At 71.8% G+C, this 21,709-nt stretch carries 18 protein-coding genes; 3 read left to right on the top strand and 15 right to left on the bottom strand.

The window, feature by feature from the left end; all coding sequences use genetic code 11:
• Together E1294_RS42400 and E1294_RS42405 are read right to left on the bottom strand one after the other, a co-directional pair.
• Positions 1 to 1,241 (bottom strand): AAA family ATPase (locus E1294_RS42400; RefSeq protein ID WP_132516824.1); only part of this gene is annotated, 1,241 nt, incomplete at its 3' end.
• Complete coding sequence (locus E1294_RS42405; RefSeq protein ID WP_132516826.1) at positions 1,242 to 2,351, bottom strand: exonuclease SbcCD subunit D; 1,110 nt, start codon at positions 2,349 to 2,351, stop codon at positions 1,242 to 1,244.
• A gap of 107 nt (positions 2,352 to 2,458) precedes the next feature.
• Between E1294_RS42405 and E1294_RS42410 the strand changes: the two genes are divergently transcribed.
• The gene (locus E1294_RS42410; protein WP_132516828.1) at positions 2,459 to 3,952 is read left to right on the top strand and encodes a prolyl oligopeptidase family serine peptidase; all 1,494 of its coding nucleotides are present in this window, start codon (positions 2,459 to 2,461) and stop codon (positions 3,950 to 3,952) included.
• On the opposite strand, the gene E1294_RS42415 is transcribed toward E1294_RS42410, so the two are convergent.
• Both E1294_RS42415 and E1294_RS42420 read right to left on the bottom strand, forming a co-directional pair.
• A complete protein-coding gene (locus E1294_RS42415; RefSeq protein WP_132516830.1) occupies positions 3,925 to 4,854 on the bottom strand; it encodes an alpha/beta hydrolase in 930 nt (309 codons plus the stop codon). The genes E1294_RS42410 and E1294_RS42415 overlap by 28 nt on opposite strands.
• A gap of 1 nt (position 4,855) precedes the next feature.
• Positions 4,856 to 5,728 (bottom strand): enoyl-CoA hydratase-related protein, encoded by an 873-nt coding sequence (locus E1294_RS42420; RefSeq protein ID WP_132516832.1) that lies wholly within the window; start codon positions 5,726 to 5,728, stop codon positions 4,856 to 4,858.
• 238 nt (positions 5,729 to 5,966) lie between these two features.
• On the opposite strand from E1294_RS42420, the gene E1294_RS42425 reads away from it, so the two are divergent.
• Positions 5,967 to 7,433 carry an LCP family protein gene (locus tag E1294_RS42425; RefSeq protein ID WP_132516834.1) on the top strand — a complete coding sequence of 489 codons (1,467 nt, stop codon included), beginning with the start codon at positions 5,967 to 5,969 and terminating at the stop codon, positions 7,431 to 7,433.
• A 100-nt stretch (positions 7,434 to 7,533) separates the two neighbouring features.
• On the opposite strand, the gene E1294_RS42430 is transcribed toward E1294_RS42425, so the two are convergent.
• Genes E1294_RS42430 through E1294_RS42445 form a run of 4 tightly spaced genes read right to left on the bottom strand, consistent with a single transcriptional unit; the run spans position 7,534 to position 10,888 of the window.
• Positions 7,534 to 8,481 (bottom strand): asparaginase, encoded by a 948-nt coding sequence (locus E1294_RS42430; protein ID WP_132516836.1) that lies wholly within the window; start codon positions 8,479 to 8,481, stop codon positions 7,534 to 7,536.
• Entirely contained in the window at positions 8,474 to 9,295 is an 822-nt protein-coding gene (locus E1294_RS42435) for an amino acid ABC transporter permease (protein WP_132516838.1), read from the bottom strand. The genes E1294_RS42430 and E1294_RS42435 overlap by 8 nt, the downstream gene beginning before the upstream one ends.
• A gap of 40 nt (positions 9,296 to 9,335) precedes the next feature.
• Positions 9,336 to 9,980, bottom strand: a complete 645-nt coding sequence (locus tag E1294_RS42440; RefSeq protein WP_132516840.1) for an amino acid ABC transporter permease — start codon at positions 9,978 to 9,980, stop codon at positions 9,336 to 9,338.
• The gene (locus tag E1294_RS42445; protein WP_132516842.1) at positions 9,980 to 10,888 is read right to left on the bottom strand and encodes a glutamate ABC transporter substrate-binding protein; all 909 of its coding nucleotides are present in this window, start codon (positions 10,886 to 10,888) and stop codon (positions 9,980 to 9,982) included. Before E1294_RS42445 ends, E1294_RS42440 begins: the two co-directional genes overlap by 1 nt.
• A gap of 108 nt (positions 10,889 to 10,996) precedes the next feature.
• Here E1294_RS42445 and E1294_RS42450 point away from each other — a divergent pair, with 108 nt between their 5' ends.
• Positions 10,997 to 12,133, top strand: coding sequence for an ROK family transcriptional regulator (locus E1294_RS42450; protein WP_246083682.1), 1,137 nt, complete (start codon positions 10,997 to 10,999; stop codon positions 12,131 to 12,133).
• Between the two features lie 20 nt (positions 12,134 to 12,153).
• Here E1294_RS42450 and E1294_RS42455 read toward each other — a convergent pair whose 3' ends face one another.
• The 7 genes from E1294_RS42455 to E1294_RS42490 form a co-directional block, all read right to left on the bottom strand.
• Positions 12,154 to 14,214 carry an ATP-binding protein gene (locus E1294_RS42455; protein ID WP_132516844.1) on the bottom strand — a complete coding sequence of 687 codons (2,061 nt, stop codon included), beginning with the start codon at positions 14,212 to 14,214 and terminating at the stop codon, positions 12,154 to 12,156.
• Complete coding sequence (locus E1294_RS42460) at positions 14,211 to 16,541, bottom strand: ATP-binding protein (protein ID WP_132516846.1); 2,331 nt, start codon at positions 16,539 to 16,541, stop codon at positions 14,211 to 14,213. The genes E1294_RS42455 and E1294_RS42460 overlap by 4 nt, the downstream gene beginning before the upstream one ends.
• A 188-nt stretch (positions 16,542 to 16,729) precedes the next feature.
• Positions 16,730 to 17,734 carry an enolase C-terminal domain-like protein gene (locus E1294_RS42465; RefSeq protein WP_165977786.1) on the bottom strand — a complete coding sequence of 335 codons (1,005 nt, stop codon included), beginning with the start codon at positions 17,732 to 17,734 and terminating at the stop codon, positions 16,730 to 16,732.
• 95 nt (positions 17,735 to 17,829) lie between these two features.
• Positions 17,830 to 19,215, bottom strand: a complete 1,386-nt coding sequence (locus E1294_RS42470) for an MFS transporter (RefSeq protein ID WP_246083683.1) — start codon at positions 19,213 to 19,215, stop codon at positions 17,830 to 17,832.
• 62 nt (positions 19,216 to 19,277) lie between these two features.
• A complete protein-coding gene (locus tag E1294_RS42475; protein ID WP_342775147.1) occupies positions 19,278 to 19,595 on the bottom strand; it encodes a transposase in 318 nt (105 codons plus the stop codon).
• Positions 19,596 to 19,881: 286 nt separating this feature from the next.
• A complete protein-coding gene (locus E1294_RS42485; RefSeq protein ID WP_132516848.1) occupies positions 19,882 to 21,030 on the bottom strand; it encodes a VWA domain-containing protein in 1,149 nt (382 codons plus the stop codon).
• Between the two features lie 221 nt (positions 21,031 to 21,251).
• The coding region (locus tag E1294_RS42490) for a DUF5682 family protein (RefSeq protein WP_246083684.1) at positions 21,252 to 21,709 on the bottom strand (458 nt) is incomplete at its 5' end.

Raw genomic sequence — 21,709 nt, forward strand, 5'->3', positions numbered from 1 at the left:
GTGGTCAGGAGGGGGCGTGCTCGGGCGAGGGCGTCGGCGGCCAGGGTGCGGGCCTTGGTGGCGATCTCCGCGCGTTGCCTGACGGCGGTGACGAGGGGGATGACGCGGTCGGCCCTGGCGGCGTCGTCGAGCATGGCCTGCAGGTCGGCTCTCTCGTCGGCGCGCTCGTCGAGGGTGCGGCGGAGGGTGAGCGCCTCGGCGTGGCGGCGCCGGCGGTCGGCGAGGGAGGCGGCCTGTTCGTGACGGAGGCGGGCCGAGCGCAGCGCCCGGCCGGCCGCGGCCTGCTCCTCGGTGGCGCCTTCCACGACCGCCCGCGCGGCGGCGAGCAGAGCACCGGCCCAGCGCAACGGGTCGGCCTCCGGCGTGAGCCGTCCTGCGTCCCCGGCTTGATCGGTGGCACTCTCGTTTCCCGGCCGACGCCCCGCCCCCCGCGGCTCCTGGCCGCCGGTCTCCCCGCGGGTGCCCTGGGCGCCCTCGGCCATGGGCGACCCGGGAGACGCGGAGGACGTGGGGGGTGCGGAGGAGATGGGGGGTGCGGAGGACGTGGAGGACCCAGGGGCGGCGAGGAGGGCGTCGCCGGCGGCCTCCTCGACGCGCTTGATCGCGAAGTCGACCTGCTGCCTCAGCTCCTGGGCCTCGCGCCAGGCCAGTTTGCGGTGCTCGGCCAGCCACGCCTCCGCCTGGGTGAAGATCTTGACGGTGAACAGCCGTTCCAGCAGTTTGGAGCGTTCGTCGCCGCCGGCCCGCAGGAATTTCGCGAACTCCCCCTGCGGCAACATCGCCACCTGGCAGAACTGGTCGGCGTTCATGCCGAGCAGCTCTCCCACCAGATGCCCCGCCTCGTCGAGCCGGGTCGTCAGCCCCTGCCAGGACGACCCCCGCCGCTCGGAGACGACGACCTTGGCCTTCTCCTCCGTGAACCCGGCGCCGCGCAGCTTGGGCCGCTGCCAGATGGGTGAGCGCTGGATGCGGAGTAACCGGCCGCGGATCGTCACCTCGAGCGTGACCGCGGGCCCTGCCGTGGGCGGGGCGTGGTCGCAGCGCAGGCTGCGGGCGCTGTTGCGCTGGCCGGGGACCTGGCCGTAGAGGGCGAAGCAGAGCGCGTCGAGGATCGTGGTCTTGCCCGCCCCTGTGGGCCCGTGGACGAGGAAGAGGCCGGCCTCCGCAAGGGCGTCGAAGTCGACGGTCTCGGTGCCGGGGAAGGACCCGAAGGCCGTGAAGGTGAGCCGGTGCGGCCGCATCTATGCCATCGTCTCCTTCACCCTCGATGCCTCGATGGCCCGTCTTAGCAGCGTTTCCTCGTCAGGTGCCGCAGACTCGCCGCGCACCTCGCGGACGAAGTCGAGGGCGACCTCGGCCTCCGGCCGCCCGCCCAGCCGCGCGGGCTGGACGGCGGGGATGGCGCCGTCGGGCTCGAAGGCCAGGCCGAGAGTGTGGGGGAAGCGGGCGCGGAGGCGCTCCATGGCGGATTTGGGGCGGACGGCGTCGGTCAGGGTGACGTGGAGCCAGTGGTCTTCGAGACGGGCGTGGAGCGGGGAGGTCAGAAGGTCGTCGAGACGGCCCTTCACGGCGCCGACGGGACGCGGCACGGGGGCGGCCACGAACTCCGCCTCCTCGCCCAGGGTGACCAGCCAGGAGCCCTTGACGTGGCCCGCCTCCGAGAACGAATAAGCCAGCGGCGAGCCCGAATAGCGCACGCTCTCGGACATGCGCTGACGCCCGTGCAGGTGGCCGAGCGCGACGTAGTCGACCCCGTCGAAGACCGGAAGGGGCACGTGGGCCACCCCGCCCACGCTGATGTCGCGCTCGCTGTCGCTGGCCTGCCCGCCCGTGACGAAGCAGTGCGACAGGACCACGGAGGCGCGGTGGCAGGCCGCGTCGGCCCTGACGCGGGTCATCGCGTGGGTGAGCGCCGCGGTGTGGCTGCGGTCGGGCAGCTCCCATCCGGCCCGGACCAGCTCGGGCTCCAGATAGGGGATGCCGTAGAAGGCGACGTCGCCGACCAGCACCGGCTCCCACGCCTGGTCGGGGCGGGTGCGCACGTGCACCCCTGCCGTCTCGAACAGCGCCGAGCCGAACCTGAGCCGCAGCGCCGAGTCGTGGTTGCCGCTGATCAGCACCACTCGCGCCCCCGCGGCGCGCAGCCGGGCCAGCGCGTCGTCGAGCAGCGCGACCGCGTCGACCGGCGGCAGCGCCCGGTCGTAGACGTCGCCGGCGATCGCCACGACGTCGACCCGCTCGGCCCGCACCGTCTCCACCAGGTGGTCGACGAACGCCGCCTGCGCCGCGAGCAGGCTCTCGCGGTGGAGCGAGCGTCCGAGATGCCAGTCGGACGTGTGCAGGATGCGCATGTCGCAGGAAGCTAACAGTTCTCACTGACAAATGCGGGCTCACCTGTCGCACAAGCCGGGAGTACGCTGGACGATCGGCGGGCAAACCAACGCACATGGGGAGGCCGATGCGCACTGGCCGTGGCACCTTGAGCGTGGCCGCCGGTCTGGTGCTGGTGGCTCTCGCGACGGTCGGATACGTCTTACCACCCGCGTTCGACCCGCCGCCGCTCAAGGCCGATCCAGCTTTCCAGTCAATCCCGGCGCAGCCGGCCGCCGAGCTGACGCCGGTGGTGGCGACCGCCGCCGTCCGCAGGGAGCAGATCTCGGTCGCGGGGGAGGGACAGCGCCTGGAGGGGACGCTCCGGGTGCCGATGACACCTGGGCGGCATCCGGCGATGGTGTTCGTGTCCGGCTCGGGGAACGGGTCGCGGACCGAGTTCACGCCGCAGGCGGAGTTCCTGGCCATGGCGGGCGTGGTGACGATCGCGTTCGACAAGCGCACGATCGGCTACAACTTCCGCGATCGCGACTTCGGGCTGCTCGCCGACGACGCGCTGCGCATGGTGGAGTACCTCCGCACCCTTCCCGAGGTGGATCCTTCGCGCATCGGGTTATGGGGGGTCAGCGAGGGCGGCTGGGTCGTGCCCATCGCCGCGGCGAAGAGCACCGCGGTGAAGTTCATGGTGATGGTGTCCTCGCCGAACGTCTCCCCGCTGCGCCAGGTCGCGTGGGCGCTGAACGAGCAGCTGCTCAGGCTGCACGCCCCGATCGGCGTACGCGACCTGCTGACCAGGGCGATGGGCGGGGTGGGCTTCGACTTCCTGCGCTACGACGCGATGCCGGCCTTAAGCCAGGTCAAGCAACCGGTCCTGGCGTTCTACGGCACCACCGACCCCTCGATCCCCTTCGTCGAGTCCACCCAGGCGCTGATCACGGCGATGAAGAAGGCGGGCAACGACGACTACACGATCCGCTTCATGGCGAGCGGCGACCACGCCATGCGGGTCCACGGCGGACACTTCACCCAGGGCTATCTGGAGACCCTCGCCAACTGGATCATCGGCCTGCCGGGCACCGCCGAGCCGTCCGTGCACATGGCGGGTGCCACCCCGGTCCAGCGGTTCGAGGCCAGCGACGTGCCCGCCGCCCCCTGGTACGCGGGCGGCACGATGCTGGGGCTGACGATCTGCCTGGCCGCCGTCGGCTATGTGGCGGGGCCGGTCGCCGCCATGGTCGTCCGCCTGCGCGGGCGGGTGGGCGTCACCGCCGAGGCCAATGCCCGCCTCTGGCCGCCGCTGCGGCGCAGGCTGAGCAGGATCGCGTGGACGAGCCTGGGCCTGCTGGTGTCGGTGGTGGCGTTCATCACGCTGCTGGTGCTGTTCTCGGTGAACCAGGCGGGCGCCTGGCCCGCCGTGCTGGCCGGCTGGCTGGTCGTGCGGGTGCTGGCGGTGTGGATGCTGGTCCAGGAGGTCACGGCGGTGGCGGCGCTCGTGTCGGCGCTGCGCGAGGGCATGCGGCCGAGCCGCTGGCAGCACGTGGCGATCGCGGGCGTGCTGGGCGGCACCGGCCTGCTGATGGTGGCGGCGGCCTACTACGGGCTCTTCTCGTTCCCGTGGTAGACGAAGGCGTTCATCCAGCGGTCAAGCTCGCCGAACACCTGCTTGCGCACCGGCTCGGCCGACAGCACCAGGTCGTGCAGGCCGTCCGCGATGCGTACGCACGTGACGTGCGGCCCGACCGAGGCGGACCAGCGGGCCATGTGCCGGGGGTCGAGCACGATGTCGGCCGAGCGCGCCTCAGGAGCGAAGTCGCGTACGCGCAGGCCCGTCGCCGAGGTGAGCACGAGCACCGGCACGTCCACCGACAGACCGGCGTGCAGCCGCCGCTGGGCCCTGCGGATGGCGGCCAGCCACATGGCGTGCACCGAGAAGCCGCCCAGGGGCTTGAGCTCCAGGTCGTAGTCCCATTCGCCCTGCTCGCTGCGGTGCAGGGTCTGCCCGTAGACGGTGCTGACGCCCAGGGGGAGGACCCAGCGGGTGTAGGACAGCGGCGTCTTGAGCAGGTCGGCGGCCAGGCGGAGCGGCGTGGGCACGTTGAGGTCGAAGAACGGGCTGTTGAGCACGAGCCCCTGCACCAGGCCGCGGCCTCGCACCCGGTCGGCCCACAGGGGCGCGATCAGGCCGCCGGTGGAGTGGGCGTTGATCGTCAGCTCGTCGTGGTCCTGCCTGATGATGCGGACGGCCTCGTCGATCTCGGGGAAGTAGTCGGTGACGCTCCTGATCAGGCCCCTGGTCTGGTGGGGCAGCAGCGAGCGGCCGTATTTGCGCAGGTCGAGGGCGTAGAAGTCGATGCCGCGACTGACGTAGTGCTCGGCCAGGTGGTCCTGGAAGAAGTAGTCGGTGAACCCGTGCAGGTAGAGCACGGCCCTGCGGGTGGGGGTGGTGGCCCTCCTGGCGACCAGCGTCGCGACGACCGCGCCCTCGAAGTCGTCGGGCAGGGGCAGCACGGTGATCTCGTACACGCTAGACACCATAAGGATCGCCGGGCCATGACGGCACCCCGGGCGGGAGATCCTGGCTGACCGTCATCGGGAATCGGGCGGGCCGTTTCTCGAGGAAGGCGGTCACTCCTTCGACCGCGTCGGGCGCGCCGCCGAGCTCGGTCATGAGCCGGGAGTCGGCCGCGTGCGCCTCCCACGGCGAGGCCGCCGACAGACCCGACCACATCAGCCTGCGGACGGCGGCCACGGAGACGGCTGAGGTGTTCTCGGCGATCTCCCGAGCCAGCGCGTACGCCGCGGGCAGCAGCTCGTCGGCCGGATACACCCGCGAGACCAGCCGCCCTTCGAGCGCCTCGGACGCGGGGAAGATCCGGCCGGTGGCCGCCCACTCCATGGCCTGGGCGATGCCGACGATCCTGGGCAGGAACCAGCTGGACGCGGCCTCGGTGACGATCCCGCGCCGCGCGAACACGAACCCGAACCTGGCCGTCTCCGAGGCGAGACGGACGTCCATGGGTAGCGTCATCGTGACCCCGACGCCCACGGCCGGGCCGTTGATCGCGCCGATGACGGGTTTGAGCGACCTGGCGATCCTGAGCGCGACCGTGCCGCCGCCGTCGCGGGGCGCGCCGTTCACGAGTTCCGGCCGCTCGCCGGGCTCCCCGTGGTGCCCGAACGTGTCGCCGCCGCCGCTCAGGTCGGCTCCCGCGCAGAACGCGCGCCCCGCCCCGGTCACCACCACGGCGCGTACGTCGTCGTCCGCGTCGGCCAGGTCGAACGCCTCGATCAGCTCCGCGCGCATGGTGAGGGTGAAGGCGTTGAGGCGTTCGGGGCGGCGTAGCGTCACGGTGGCGACACGATCGGCCACCTGGTATCCGATCTCAGTGAAGGCCATGAGCCGAATCTTATTCGGTTGCTGATGTTCATCCTCCGATAAGGACTTATTTCGTATTCGCTGCGTAGGCTGCCGCCTCAATCAGACCTGAGACGGGCCACGTCAGCGGCCTGCCTCGGGCGGCGAACTCCGCGTCTTCGGCGAGCCACACCGGCGGGTCCACCTCAAGATGCGGCGATCGCGCCTATGGTGGAAATCGCGGGGAAACGGGGAAGGCGTGCGGCAGGCGAAGGAACCGATGAGCGCCGGAGCGGTCCTGGGCTGGCTGGTGCTGGGTGCGTTGGCACCCGGCGCCGCTCATTTGCGCGCCGGATGGCGCAAGACCGGCCTCGCGCTGCTCTCCTGCTACGCCGCCCTGCTGCTGGGCCTGCTCGCCCTGGGCCTGCTGACCGACAACCTGCTCGGCTCGCTGACCGAGAACTCCTGGCTGACGGCGATCCTCGTCGGCGCGTCCGTGCTGGGCGTGGGATGGTTCGCCCTCATCGTGCACTCGTTCGTCGTGCTGCGGCCAGGGCGGCTGCCGCAGACGGGGCAGATCGTCACCGGCACGTTCGCGGGACTGCTCGCCGTCGTGGTCGTGGTGCCGTTCGGAGTGGTCGCGCAGTTCGTCTGGACCTCGCAGGAGACGCTCAACGGCATCTTCCAGCAGCCCCCCGCGGGCGACGGGGCTCCGGAGGCGGCCGAGCCGGAGCCGGAGAACCCGTGGGCGGGCCGGCGCCGGGTCAACATCCTGCTCCTCGGCGGCGACGCCGACGACCACCGGGTCGGCGTGCGCACCGACAGCATGAACCTGGCCAGCGTCGACGTGGAGACCGGCAACACCGTGCTGTTCAGCCTGCCGCGCAACCTGGAGGACGTACGCTTCCGTCCGGGCACGCCGATGGCCGAGCGTTTCCCCGGCGGCTTCCGCCTCCCTGCCGACCCGGGCGGCGGGCGGAGCGACCTGCTCAACAGCGTCTGGGAGTACGCCGACTCGCACCCGGAGATCTTCGGCGGCAAGGAGCACCAGGGCGCCAGCGTGCTCATGGACACGATCGGCTACACCCTCGGCGTCAAGGTCGACTGGTACGCCCTGGTCAACATGTGGGGGTTCGCCCGCCTCATCGACGCCATCGGCGGCGTCACGATCACCGTCGAGAAGGACGTCGTGTTCGGCAGGCACAACGAGGGCCTGGTCAAGGCCGGCACGCGCAAGCTCAAGGGCGCCGACGCGATGTGGTATGCCCGCTCGCGGACGTACAGCGACGACTACACGCGGATGCGCCGGCAGCGCTGCGTGCTCGGCGCCATCCTCGACCAGGCCGACCCGGCGACGGTGCTGACCAGGTTCAACAAGATCGCGCTGGCCACCAAAGAGCTGATCAGGACCGACATCCCGCGGCCGATGCTCAAGCACCTCGTGCCGCTCGCGCTGAAGGTCAAGAACGCGAAGGTGTCGAGCGTGCAGTTCGTGCCGCCGCTCATCAACACCGGCTACCCCGACTGGGACAAGATCCGTGACGTCGCCGACAAGGCCATCCGCGACTCGAAGAACACGAAGCCCGCCGTCGCCGCCTCGGCCACCCCGTCGCCGGGGCAGCCCGCGAAGTCGGGGAAGGCCGAGAAGCCGGCGAAGGAGACCACCGAGCCCCCGGCGAAGAAGGCCGGCGACGATCCGGCCACGGGCCTCACGGACGGCTGCGGCTCCTCCCTGGCGAACGGCTGACCGGCGCCGCCCCGGCCCCCGCGGCCGATGCGCGATGTTCGCCCCCGTGGGCGGCGGGCGAGGCGGCGGCACGCGGGCGAGGCGGCGGACGGCGGGTGGGTCAGGGCAGCCTGGTGGCGATCCGGCCCACCGGCACGCCGCCGCCCAGCACGTCCACTCGCGCGAACGCGGCCGCCCCGCCGACGTCACAGCCCATCAGGCGCAGCACGTCCACCGCGATGGCGGTCGTGGCGCGCGGGCTGCCGTCGATGACCTTCACCGCCACCGCGTGCCCCGACTCCAGCGCCACGACCAGCACGCCCTCCGCACCGCCCTTGGCCAGGGCGCCGGGCAGCGCCCGCATCAGGCCGGTGTTCTGGTGGCCGGTGCCGCCGACGTACTCGGGGTGCTCGCGCATCGCGTCGGCGACCTGGCGCGGCCCGCTGTCCGGCGCGGCGGCCACCAGCCCCCGCACCGCCCGCGCGAGGCCGGTCAGCGTGAGCCCGTACAGCGGTGCCCCGCACCCGTCGATCGCCACGTGCGCGGCCTTCTCCCCCGCCAGTTCCTCGGTGACGGCGCGCACGTGGAACTGCAGGGGATGCTCGGGGGCCAGGTAGCCGGGCACGTCCCAGCCGCCCGCCACGCAGGCGGCGAGCATGGCGGCGTGCTTGCCCGAGCAGTTCATGCGCTCGCGGGAGACGTCCTGGCCCTGCCTGATCAGCTCGTGCATGGTGGGCTGGTCCTCCGGCCACGACGGCGGGCAGGCCAGCGCGCCGACGTCGAGGCCGTAGTCGTCGAGCAGTTCGCGGACGAGGCGTACGTGGAAGTCCTCGCCCGTGTGGCTGCCCGCCGCGATGGCGAGCCTCGGCCCCGCCAGGGCGGCGCCCGCCGTCAGGCAGGCCAGCGCCTGGAACGGCTTGGCCGAAGAGCGCGGCAGCACAGGCGCGTCGACCGGGCCGAGCGCCACCTCCGTGCGCCCGGAGGGGCCGAGGCCGACGGCGCTGCCGTAGTGCACGCTCTCCACGAACCCCGACCGGATCACTTCGGCGAGCAGGGCGAGTTCAGGCACGTGCGGGTCTCCTTCTGAGCGGGGCGGGCCGGCGGGCCTCCAGCGTGCGGGCCAGCTTGGACAGCGAGGCGTTGACCACGAGGTAGATGAGCGCGACCACGAGGTACGTCTGGATGACCAGGTGGTTGTAGGCGGCCAGGACCTTGCCGCTGTAGAGCAGTTCGCCGTAGCTGACGATGAAGCCCAGCGAGGTGTCCTTGAGCAGGCCGACGGACTGGCTGACGATGGACGGCAACACGCGGCGGGCGGCCTGGGGCAGCACGACCAGCCGCATCGTCTGGAAGCGGGTGAGCCCGACGGCCAGGCCCGCCTCGGTCTGGCCGCGCTCGATCGCGTTGACGCCGGCGCGGAAGATCTCGGCGAAGGCGGCCGCGTTCGAGACGGTCAGCGGCACGACCAGCTTCCAGAACAGCGGCAGGTCCATGCCGTAGCGCGGCAGCGCGAACAGCACCACGTACACCAGCAGCAGGGCAGGGATCGTCCTGACCACCTCGACGTATCCGGCGGCAGGCAGGCGCACCCACCGGCGCGGCGAGAGCCGGCCCAGCGCCAGCACCAGGCCGAGCGCCATGGACAACGCCGCCGAGACGACGGCCGCGAGGAAGGTGGACCACAGACCGTCCAGGAGATAACGCCACATGGGCCAGGTCGCGTACGGCTGCCAGCGCGCGGCGTCGAGTTGCCCGTTCGCGGCGAACTGCCGCACGGCCAGGGCGACGAGCGCGACGGCGGCGAGCGTGCCGAGCACGGTCGCGATCCGGATGCGCCTCCTGGCCTTGGGCCCCGGCTCGTCGAAGAGCGCGGTGCTCGTCATCGGAGCCCCCTTCGCCGCAGGGCCCCCGGGTGGAGGGTCGTCATCGGAGGATCACCAGCCTCCGTTCGAGGCGCCCGGCGACGAACCCGGCCACGGCGGCGATCAGGGCGTAGGCCACGCCCGCGCCCACGAAGATCGGGATCGGCTGCGCCTCGACGAGGTTGACCCGGTTGGCCGCCGCCGTCAGGTCGACGACGCCGACGGCCGCGGCGAGCGCGGTGTTCATGGTCGTCATGATGAAGATGTTGCCGAGCGGCTGGACGACCGTGCGCAGCGCCTGCGGCAGGATGACGTGCCGCAGCGACTGGCCGAACGTCAGGCCGATCGCCCTGGCGGCCTCGCCCTGGCCCTTCGACACCGAGTTCACCCCCGAGCGCAGGGCCTCGCCGACGTAGGCGCCCTCGTACACGGCGATGACCACGATGGCCGTCTCCAGCAGGCCGGCCTTGATGCCGATCTCCGGCAGGCCGAAGAACGCCAGGACGAGCAGCACGAGCAGCGGCAGGTTCTGGAACGCCTCGACGTAGGCCGTGCCGAGGGCGCGCAGCACCCGTACCGGGCTGACGCGCAGGGCGCAGACCAGCACGCCCAGCACCGCCGCGCCCGCGAAGGACCCGGCGGTGAGCTGGAACGTCACGACCAGGCCCTGCCACAGCTCGGGCAGATGATCCAGCAGGACGGACATCAGGACCCCGGCACGGAGCCGATCCGCGGCGGCTGCGGAGCCTCGCCGGTCACGACGGTGCCGATGGTCTTCTTCCAGATCTGCTGCCAGACCCCGGTGTCCTGCGTCTTCTTCAGCCAGTCGTTGACGAACTTCTTGAACGCGTCGTCACCGTGCTTGAGCCCGATGCCGTACGGGTCTTCGGTGAACGGCTTCGTGACGATCTCGATCGCCGGGTCGGACTTGGCGTCGGCGATGAGGATCGTCTCGTCCTGCACGTACGCGACGCCACGGTCCTGCTTGAGCGCCTGGACGCACTCGGGGTCGCTGCCGAACGTGATGATCTCCGCCTGCGGCGCCAGCTTCTTGATCGCGGGGATCGCCGGGGTGTTCGCGCCCGCCAGGACCTTCTTGCCGTTCAGGTCCTCCGGCTTGGCGATGCCCGTCGTGCCCTTCTTCACCGCGATCGTCAGACCGGAGGTGTAGTACGGGCCCGCGAACGAGACCTGCTCGGCCCGCTCCTCGGTGATCGTGTACGTCTGGAAGACGACGTCCACGGTGCCGTTGGCGAGCAGCGCCTCACGGGTCTCCGACGCCGAGTTGACGATCTTCACCTTGGGCTCGCCGAGGATGTACTTGGCCAGTGCCTTGCCCATCTCCGCGTCGAACCCCTCGACCTCGCCGGTGACGGGGTTCTGCTGGGAGAGCAGGGGCGCGTCCAGCGAGCCGCCCACGAGGAGCTCGCCACGCTTCTTGATCTTCTCCATGGTCGAGCCGGGCAGGATCTCGGCCGCCGTCGCGACCGGCGCCTTGGCCAGCACGTCGGGGCCGCTGCTCCGGGGCTCGCCCGGCACGGCTGGGCTGCTCGACTCACCGCAGGCCGCCAGGGTTAACACCGCGAGGACGGCGGCGGCGACAAACCTCTTCATGAACAGCTCACTTCCTTCGATATCGAAGATAAGCCGGACCGTAGTGGGATATTTCGCATCAAGTCAATACGTTGTCGTCTGAAGTCGACGCATGGTAGGTATTTTCACATGAACCAGCGGCTGCCCGTGCAGGGGGCACAGGGTGACCTGCTGCGACTCGTCGCCACCGGCAAGGCCGAGTCACGCGCGGACCTGGCGCGTTTATCCGGCCTGGCCGCGTCCAGCGTGTCGCTGCGCGTCGAAGAGCTGCTCGACGCGGGCCTGCTGGCCGAAGAGGGATCCGGCACGTCGCGCGGCGGGCGACGGCCCCGGCTGCTGCGCCTGTCGGACACGGCCGGCGTGCTCGCGGTCGCCGATCTGGGCGCCCACCACGTGCGCCTCGGCCTGCTCGACCTCAGCGGCGCCCCGCTCGTGATCGAGGAACGGCCCTGCGAGATCGCCGACGGCCCCCGGGCCACACTCGACCGCATCGCCGACGCGTTCGACGCGCTGCTGGCCGAGCACGTGCCCGCGGCGGTGCCGCTGCGCGGGATCGGCACCGGCATCCCCGGCCCCGTGGACCCGCTCACCCTGCGGGTCGTGACACCCTCGCGCATGCCGGGCTGGAACGACTTCCCCGTGGCCGAGCGCCTGGCCACCCGCTACGACCTGCCGATCCTGGTCGAGAACGACGCCAACCTGATGGCCGCGGGCGAGACACGATGCTGGCCGGACCGCCGTAACCTCATGGTCGTTAAGGCCGGCACGGGCATAGGCTGCGGCGTCGTCGTGAACGGCCGCCTGCACAGGGGCCGGGGCGCGGCCGGCGACATCAGCCACGTCCGGGTCCGCTCGGACTCGTCGGTCATCTGCGCCTGCGGCCACCCCGACTGCCTGGAGGCCTACGCCAGCGGCGCCGCCCTGATGGCCGCCCTGTCGGAGGCCGGGATCCCGGTGACCCGCACCGGCGACATCGTGGGCCTGGTCAACGACGCGATCCCCGAGGCGACCAGCCTGGTGCGCAACGCCGGCCGGCGGATCGGCGAGGTCCTCACCGTGCTGGTGAACTTCTTCAACCCGGACGTGGTGGCGGTGGGCGGCAGCCTGTCGGCGGCCGAGCCGCTGATCACCTCGATCCGGGCGGCCGTCTGGGAACGCTGCCTCCCCCTGGCCACCAGGGACCTGGAGGTGGCTCCCGCGCGGGCCGGCCGCGACGCCGCGCTCCTGGGCGCGGGTGCTCTGCTCCTGGAGGCCGCCCTGGCCTGACGGACGGTGTCACCCGGGCTTCAGCCTGCGACCGCGTAGCTCACGGCGCGGTCCTGGCCCAGCCGAGCCCCCTGACGGAAGGCCGTCGCGAACGCCCTCCCGCCCAGCGCCCGGCGTGCCTGCTCCCTGCAGTGCTCGTGCCATGCCGCGTGATACCACAACCGTTCGGGCGAGGCTCCCATCGTCTGCCACAGCGCGTGTGCCGCACCCATCAGCCCGGCGGCCCGCCAGTGTTCTCCGCGGGCGCCCGCGATCCACGCCAGCACCTCCAGGCACTGGGTGAGACACCAGCGGTCGTTGACCTCCCCGGTGAACATGGCCGCCGACGTCACCAGCGCCTCGGCACGGCGGCAGTCGCCCAGGTTCCAGCGGGCGACGCCGAGCGCCAGCTGGGCGTACGCGCGGGAGACCCGCGCGTGGTGCTTCTCGCAGAGCGCGAGCAGTTCCTCGCCGAACTCGGCGGCGCGTCCCGGGTGGCCGACGGAGCCGTACGCGGACGCGTAGTAGAGGTTGAGCATGACGCCGTCGACGTTCTCCCCCGCGCGGTGCACGGCCAGGGACTCCTGCAGCAGGGAGAGCCCGCGCTCGTGGTCTCCGCTGGAGTACGCCGCGACGCCGGCGGTCCCGATGGCGTACGGCAGGACGGCCTCGTTGCCGGGACGGCGGGCCAGGTCGAGGCACTCCTCCAGCCTGGGCAGCGCGATCACGAGGTCGCCCTGGCGGAGGGCGAGCATGCTGTCCGCCCAGAGCGCCGTCGCGCGGGTCCTGCCGGGCTCCCGCACCAGGTCCAGGCCGCGTTCCAGCCAGTACCTCCCCTCGAGAAGCGACCCGGCCAGCAGCCAGTAGCACCACAACGCCGAGGCGATGTCCAGCCCCACGCGCGTCAACGGCGGCGTGCTCAGGCACGCTTCGAGGGCGACCCGCACGTTGGGCAGCTCGACCTGCAGCCGCCGGTAGCGTTCGAGCTGGTCGGGCACTATCCGGTCGATCTGGCTGCCCTCCACCAGCTGCCGGTAGTGATCGACGTAACGTCCGCGCAGCAGGTTCTTCTCGGAGGGCGCCAGCCGCTCGCAGCCGTACGCGCGCAGGCTCTCCAGCATGCGGTATCTGAGCCCCCTCTCCCGGCGATCGCAGCACAGCACCGACTTGTCCACCAGCCCTGCCAGCAGGTCGAGCACGTCGGCGGCGTCGATGCCGTCGCCGGAGCACACCGCCTCGGCGGTGTCCAGGTCGGCCCCGGCGGGGAACATCGACAGCCGGGCCCACAGCCGCTGCTCGGCCGCCGAGCACAGCCCGAAGCTCCATTCCGTGGTCGCACGCACCGAGTGGTGGCGCGGCAGCGTGGCGCAGGTGTCGGCCGCCAGCACGTCGATCGGCTTGTCCAGTTCGCGTATCAGCTGGTCGAGCGACATCGTGCGGAGCCTCGCCGCGGCCAGTTCGATCGCCAGCGGCACGCCCTCCAGGCGCTGGGCCAGCCGGGCCACGCGACATGCGTTGCCCGCGGCGAGGGAGAAGCCGGGCAGGACGTCCGCCATGCGGTCCTCGAGGAGGCGGACGGCGTCATGGCGGGCGATCTCCCCGAGCGGCCGGGCCGGGTCGGGCACGGCCAGCGGCCGCACGGTCAGCACCTGCTCGCCGTAGACGCCCAGCGTCTGCCTGCTGGTCACGAGGATGCGCAGCCGCGGAGCGACCCGCAGCAGCCGGTCCACGAAGGGGGCGCAGATCGAGAACAGGTGCTCGCAGTTGTCCAGGACGAGCAACATCCGCTTGCCGGACATGTGGTCCACCAGCACGTTCATCGGGTCGGGACCCGCGTCGCGCAACCCCAGCGCCGAGGCGACGGCCGACTCCAGCAGCTCGCCGGTCTCCAGCGTGCCCAGCTCGACCACCCCGACACCGTCGCGGAACGTCCCCTTGACGTGCTCCACGATCTGGAGGGCCAGGCGGGTCTTGCCCACGCCGCCCGCCCCCGTCAACGTGAGCAGCCGTCCGCGGATCAGCGCCTTCCTGGCCATGGCCAGCTCGCGTCTCCGGCCGACGAAGGAGGCTCCGCCGGTCAGCAAGCCGCCGTTGGACTTCATGAGGAACTCCCGGGGTCGCGGTGGTCCTGCTCGCCGACCCAGGCGGCGATCTGGGCCCGTGAGGTGAACCCGAGCTTGTTCAGGATGTGCTCGACATGTCCTTCCGCGGTCCGCTGGGCGATCACCAGCGAGGCGGCGATCGCCTTGTTGCTCATTCCCTGGGCGACGAGCCGGGCGATCTCCGTCTCCCTGCGGGTGAGCGGCGACGTCTCCCCCGCCTGCCTGCCCCGCCCCGGGTCCTCGCCCATGGCGTACGCGACCGCGGCGGCGGAGCCGAGCTCGGTGCCCTTGCGGAAGGCGGTGTCGAAGCGCCTGCCGCCGAGGCGTTCCCGCGTGGACGCCTCGCAGGCGTCGTGGTAGTCGGACAGGTTGCCGAACAGCGGCCCGCCGAACGAGCGCCAGTTCTCCCGCGCGGCCCCGAGCAGGACGGCGGCGCGCTCGGGTTCGTCACCGGCCGCCATCCACGCCAGGGCCTCGATGCACAGGGCGATGCCCAGGCGGTCGTCGAAGGGCTGCTTGAGCCGGATGGCCAGGCGCTCCATCTCGACCGCCTCCGCGGTGTCCCCTTGCCTCCACTTCTCGATCCCGAACACCCACAACGTGTACGACCTGAACCAGTGCTCCTGACGGGCCTCGCACATCTCCACGCACTCCTTGAAGTGCGTGACGGCCTGTTCGGTATGCCCGAGGAGTGAGTGCGCGGTGGCGAGGTAGAGCAGCGCGTTCACCACGCCCGTCTGGTCGTCCTCGTCGCGGCTGCGCTCCACCGCCTCGCCGAGCATCCTCAGCGCGCCGTCGAGGTCGCGCTGGAGCAGGGCCGAGAAGCCGACGACATAGGCGGACATGGCCAGGATCGACTCCTCGCCGAGCCGCGCGACCAGGTTGTGGCATTCGTCCAGCATGGCGGCTGCCATCGCGAAGTCGCTCTGCAGGACGGCCAGCCTGGCGTCGACGACGAGGGCACGGGCGCGGGCCGCGCTCGGCTCGTGGTCCGCGGCGAGCAGGCGGTCGAGCCAGCTGCGGCCCTCGCGGAACGAGCCTGACGCGATCCAGTAGAAGCGCAGGGCCGTGGCGATGTCCAGGCCGGGTTCCGTCTCGCCCGGCGTCGTCAGGCAGTGGTCCAGGGCCGCGCGGATGTTGCCGTGCTCGGCGCGCAGGCGGGCGAACCAGGTCAGCTGGCCGGGGCCGTACCAGGCCTGCTCCGCGCGGCCCACCAGGTCCCTGCACCAGTCGCGATGCCGGAGCTTCAGTTCCTGTTCGCCGCCCGATTCCCGCAACCGGTCGCGGCCGTACTGGCGGATGGTCTCCAGCAGCCGGTACCGCACCGACGAGCCGTGGTCCTCGCGGGCCAGCACCGACTTGCCGACGAGGCCGCTCACCAGGTCGACCATCTCGTCCGGCTCGATGCCGTCGCCGGAGCACACCTGCTCCGCCGCCTCCAGGTCGACGCCTCCTGAGAAGACGGAGAGCCGGGCCCAGAGCAGCCGTTCCTGCTCGGTGCAGAGCCCGTAGCTCCAGTCGATCAGCGCCCGCAGCGTGCGCTGGCGGGGCATGGCGGTCCGCGCGCCCTTGGTGAGCAGCCGGAAGCGGTCGTCCAGCCGGGCCAGCAACTGGTCGACGGAGATGGCCCTGAGCGAGACGGCGGCCAGCTCGATCGCGAGCGGGATGCCGTCCAGCCGCCGGCAGATCCGCGCCACGCTGTCGCCGTTGGCGTCGGTGAGCTCGAAGCCGGGGAGCACGGCGTGGGCGCGGTCGACGAACAGCCGCACCGCGTCCGACTGCCGCAGCGACGCGGTGGACGGGCGATCGTTGTCCAGGCCGGGGACCACCAGCGGCGGCACCGGCATCGTCAGCTCGCCCGTGACGCCGAGCGCCTGCCTGCTCGTCGCGAGGACGCTCAGGCGGGGCGCCGCGCGGATCAGCGTGGCCGCCAGGACCGCGCAGTCGTCCAGCAGGTGCTCGCAGTTGTCGAGGACCACGAGCAGGTGTTTGTCCCGCAGGTGGCCGGTGAGCACGTCGATCGGGGAGCGTACGGACCGGTCCTGGACGCCCAGGGCCTCGCTCACCGTCTGGGCGAGCAGCTCGGGGCTCTCCAGCGCGGCCAGCTCGACCAGCCACACACCGTCGGGGAAGGCGCGCCGCACGTCGCACGCCACCCGCAGGGCCAGCCGGGACTTGCCGACTCCTCCCACGCCGACGAGCGTCACCAGCCTGGACTCGGACATGAGCCGCTTGACCTCGGCCGTCTCATGCCGGCGGCCCACGAAGCTGTTCAGCTCCGCAGGCAACCGCCGGCCGTTCGCGATGTTCGACTCAGCCATGGCCATGATCACTCCAGCGGCCCAGCGCTCGCTGAGCCGTCAGTGTCGGACCTCCCCTAACCCAGGTTATGCCCTGGCCGTTACATGCGATCCCGCCGGGCGGCGACCTTCGTTCAGGGAAGTCCCTGCTCAGGCCGGCCGGATGGCGTGCTCGTGGGGGTTCCCTGTCCGCCGCTACCCTCCGCTCGTCGCGGTCACGCGCGGAAGGAGTCCTTCGCCAGCTTGCGCACGCGGGTCTCGTCGATGTCGTGGCCGAGACCCGACTGGGTGTACGGCACGGCGATCACGCCGGCGTTCGCGCCCACGATCGGGGTGACGATCTGGTTCTGCCGCGGCGGCTGGGTCACGTCGCACGGCAGCGTGCACCCGGGCAGGCTCGCCACCGCCACCGTCGCCGCCCTGGCCAGCCCCGCGCCCTGACCGCCCGCGCACTGGATGTCCCAGCCCGCCGCGGCGGCCCGGTCGTGTGCCCGCCTGGCATCCGACAGCGACGGGAACGCGGCGGGCCGCAGCAGCAGGACCCGCGCCGCGCGCAGCGTCAGGTAGTCGTCGAGGCCGGCGGTCGAACCGACCTCGACGGCGACCGAGGCGGCCACCTGATCCTGCAGTGAGGCGTGCGTGTGGACGTCGCCGGTGTCGAAGGGCCGCTCGATGACCTCCAGGCCGTAGGAGTCGAGCGCGACGAGCTGGCCGAGGTCGGAGTAGGCGTTGCCGCAGTCGACGGCCAGGGTGAGCGCCGGGTACGCCTGCCGCACCGCGCGCACGGGCTCGACGTCCCACCCGGGCCTGATGTCCAGCGTGACGTGCCCGTAGCCGGCGCAGACCTGCTGGTTGACCCGGGACACGAGGCTCTCGACGGACAGGTCGGGCGCGATCCGCACGGTCGCCATGAGCGAGGTGCGGGTGCCGCCGATCGCCTCGGCGAGCGGCACGCCCCGCATCTTGGTCCACAGGTCCCAGCAGGCCATGTCGACCGCGGAGTCGCCGCTCGGCACGGTGTCGGGATGCTCCCAGTCGACGCCGATCAGCAGGGCCGCCAGCGACTCCTCCAGCCTCGACCAGGTCTTCGGCTGGGGGGAGGTCACCTCGCCCCAGCCGCTCATGCCGCCGTGGTCGGTGAGCTTCACGAGCAGGGTCTCCGACCTCTTGCCGAACGGCAGTGCCAACCGGAAGACCTCAAGCTCCCGCACTCGCGGCATGTATCCCCCTCACCGGCGAGAGCCCTGCCCATCCGGCCGCCGCCCCAGGGTCGTGCCCGGTCAGCAGAGGGCGGAAGGGGAGATTTCTCGTCGTTCTATGACGCGCTTCCCTCCATAGTGCCTGGTGCCGCGGGCTTGGCAAAACGCGGGGCCAGCAGGAAGGCCAGCACCGCCAGCGCGACGGCGAAGATCAGACCGGCGAGATAGTTCTGGGCGGCTGCCGTGAACAGGGCGCCGCTGACCGCGACGGCCACGACGGTGAACACCGACTCGCCGACGCCGACGGCCGCGCTGTTCCGGCCCTCCTCGCCCTCCTTGGACATCTTCAGCACCAGGACGGACACCGTGGGGTGCAGCGCGCCGATGCCGAGGCCGGCGATGGCCATGGCCACGTACGCGACCGCGATCGGCACGGAGTCGATCAGCACGAGCGTCACCAGGGAGATGCCCAGGGCGATCATGGCGGCGCCGCCGCGGATGGCGGTCATGTCGCTGATCGTGCCGCGCCCCTTGATCCACGAGCCGGCGGACCAGCCGAGCGCGCCGATGGTGAGCACGATGCCGGCCCCCGTCGGGGTCAGGCCGCGCTCGCTGATCAGCATGAGCGGGATGAGCACCTCGGCCGCGGTGAGCGAGCCGAAGGCCAGGCCGCGCAGCACGGGCGCGGTCGGCAGGCCGCGGGCGGCCTTGAGCGAGCCGGGCAGCAGCAGCCGGGGCAGCGCCACGACCAGCAGGACGATTCCGATGAGCAGCAGGGGCAGGCCGGCGAGCTTGAGCGCGCTGCCGTACTGGATGAGGGCGGCGGAGACGGCGGTCAGCGTGGCCCAGACGAGCTTGCGTCCCAGGCCGGGGGCGGGCCCGGCGACGCCGTCCCGCACCTCACGTCCCGCGGTGCCGCGCCAGAGCAGCAACGCCGCCGGGATGACGATCAAGGAGACTCCGAGGAAGATCCACCGCCAGTCGATCTTCTCGACCACGAACCCGGCGATCGCGGGGCCGACCATCGAGGGCAGCACCCAGGCGGCGGAGAACAGGGCGAACACCTTGGGGTGCATCGATCCCGGATAAACCCTGGCAACCAGCACATAAAGCGCCACTTGGATCAAACCCGCCCCAAGGCCCTGCACGAACCGGCCCGCGACGAACACCTCCATGGTCGGCGCCAACCCGGCCAGCAGCAGCCCGGCCACGAAACTCGTCACCCCGGCGGCGTGCGGCGGCAACGGCCCCCGCACGTCGCTCCACCGCCCGCCCAGCACCGTCGCGATCACACTGGCGGCCAGCGTGGCGCTGAAGGCCAGGTTGTACAGGTGCATGCCGCCGAGGTCGCGGGCCACGACGGGCATCGCCGTGGCCACCGCCATCGCCTCGAAGGCCGTCAACATGATCAGCGCGACCAGCCCCACGCTGAGCGCTCGATATCGCGGGGACACCACGCTCACCGGGGCGGCGCTCGCGGGCCCTTCAACCGTTGTCGTCATGGTGGCAAGCTATGGCGAACCAGCAGGTCGGCACATCGGGCGCGGGGCCTAGGCATTTGGGCCTAAGGCACGCTCACGGCGTGCGCCCTCCAGCCCGTCGAGTGCCGCCCGTCCGGCGGCCAGGATGTTGATCGCCGCATGCCGGTGAAGGCCGACCAGCCCGCGTCGTGCACGCTCGTGGCCAGCCGGGTGCGCGCGAGCCCGCTGACCGCCAGGTCTTCCACGACCACCGTTGGGTTCTCACGGATGATCTGTGTGGAGAGCTGGTGGCAGAACTCGCGGCGTGCGTCGGCGACCTTCGCGTGCTGGCGGGCGACCTTTCGACGGGTCTTGGCCCGGTTGTTCGATCTCTTGGCCTTGCGGGACAGCGCCCGGTGCAAGCGCTTCGTTTCCTCTCCGCGCGGCGGAGGAAACGCGGGGAGTCGATCTTATGACCGTCCGACAGGACGGCGAAGTGCCGCACGGTCCGATCTTGTTTCCGCAACTGCTCCTTCCCGCGGCCCGGGTCGCGCTCGGGCAGCCGGATCTCACCGAGCACCGGTCGTGGGTCAGCTCAAGCAGCTCCTCCTTGCCTGCCACGTGCGCGTAGAGGGAGGCGGACCCGGTGTCGAGCTCCCGGGGCCACCCGTCTCATGCTCGGCGCGTTCAGGGCCAGGGCCGAAGTCCCTAGCCCTTGACCGCGGCGTGCCGCTCCGCCCACCGGGCGATGTCGCGCCGCTCGATCGCCGCCGCCATCAGGTCGGGGAACGCGTCGGGCGTGCACGCGAACGCGGGCACGCCCATCGCGGCCAGCGCGGCGGCGTTATCGTGGTCGTAGAAGGGCGCGCCCTCGTCCGACAGCGCGAGCAGCACGACCACCTGCACGCCGGCCTGCGTCATCGCCGCCACCCTGCGCAGCAGCTCCTGCCTGACACCGCCCTCGTACAGGTCGCTGATCAGGATGACGATCGAGTTGGCCGGCCTGGTGATGAGGCCCTGGCAGTAGGCGACGGCCCGGTTGATGTCGGTGCCGCCGCCGAGCTGCGTGCCGAACAGCAGCTCCACCGGATCGTGCAGCTGATCGGTGAGATCCACCACCGCCGTGTCGAACACCACCAGCGACGTCTTCAACGACCGCATCGACGCCAGCACCGCCCCCAACACGCTCGAATAGACGACCGAGGCCGCCATCGAACCGCTCTGGTCGATGCACAACACCACCTCGCGCTGCACCGACCGCTGCCTGCGGGCATAGCCCACCAGGCGTGAAGGGACGACCGTGTTCCTCTCAGGCAGGTAGTTCCTGAGGTTGGCCCTGATCGTACGGTTCCAGTCGATGTCGGCCACCCGCTTGGGGCGGTGAGTCCTGGCCGAGCGGTTGAGGGCGCCCGTCACTGCGGCCCTGGTCTTCTGCGCGAGCCGGCGTTCGAGCTCCGCCACCACCCGGCGCACCAGCGCCCTGGCCGACTCGCGGGCCTGGTCGGGCATGACCTTGTTGAGCGCGAGCAGGGTGCCGACCAGGTGCACGTCGGGCTCCACCGCGTCGAGCATCTCGGGTTCGAGGAGCAGCCGGGTGAGGTTGAGTTTCTCGATCGCGTCCTGCTGCATGACCTGGACGACCGTCGAGGGGAAATAGGTGCGGATGTCACCCAGCCAGCGGGCCACCCTCGGGGCCGACGCGCCCAGCCCGCCCTCGCGGCCGCCCTGCTCGTAGACGGCGGCCAGCGCCGCGTCCATCCCCGCGTCGGCGCCCTCCAGACCGCACCCGGTGCCGTCGGCGTCGCCACCGCCCAGCACCAGCCGCCACCGGCGCATCCGCTCGTCCGCCGCGCTCATCGCTCTGCCTTCCCACGCCGTCGTCCCCTGCACACCCTCATCCGCCCGCACCCTGACACCCCCTGGACCTCATCCCCTGGACCTCACCACCGGGCATCACCCCCTGGACCGCACGGCCCGACCTCACGGCCCCACCTCATCCTCTGGACCTCACGGGCGGACCTCACCATCCGCTGACCGGCCCCTCCGTGCGCTCGCCGACCCGCCGACCCCCGGTGCGCTCATCGGCCCGCCGTGCCGAGGATGGAGAGCACGGTCGCGACGGCGGGCGCGGCGCGGCGTTCGTCGACGGTCTGATCCCGCTCTCCCGCGTCACGACCGGCCGAGCGCAGCCGCTCGCCGACCGCCCGCCGTTCCGGCGCGGCGAACGTGCCGAACGTACGGCGCAGCAGCGGCAGCACGTCGGTGAACTGATCGGAGGACAGCCCGGTGAGCCAGCCGTCCACCAGGCCGAGCAGCCGCGGATCGTGCACCATCAGCAGCCCGCCCCCGGCCAGGAACCCCTCGACCCACGCCGCCGCCCGCGCCGGCGGCTGGCCCCGCGACATGGCCCTGGACATACGGTCGCCGGCGTCGTCGAGCCCTCCGCAGTCGAGGAGGATCCGGGTGAGCCGCCCCTCGATCAGCCCGTGCAGATCCTGCCTGTCGCTGATGCCCCGCAGCGTGCCCAGCCACTGCC

The organism is Nonomuraea diastatica, assembly GCF_004349015.1.
Classification (GTDB): domain Bacteria; phylum Actinomycetota; class Actinomycetes; order Streptosporangiales; family Streptosporangiaceae; genus Nonomuraea; species Nonomuraea diastatica.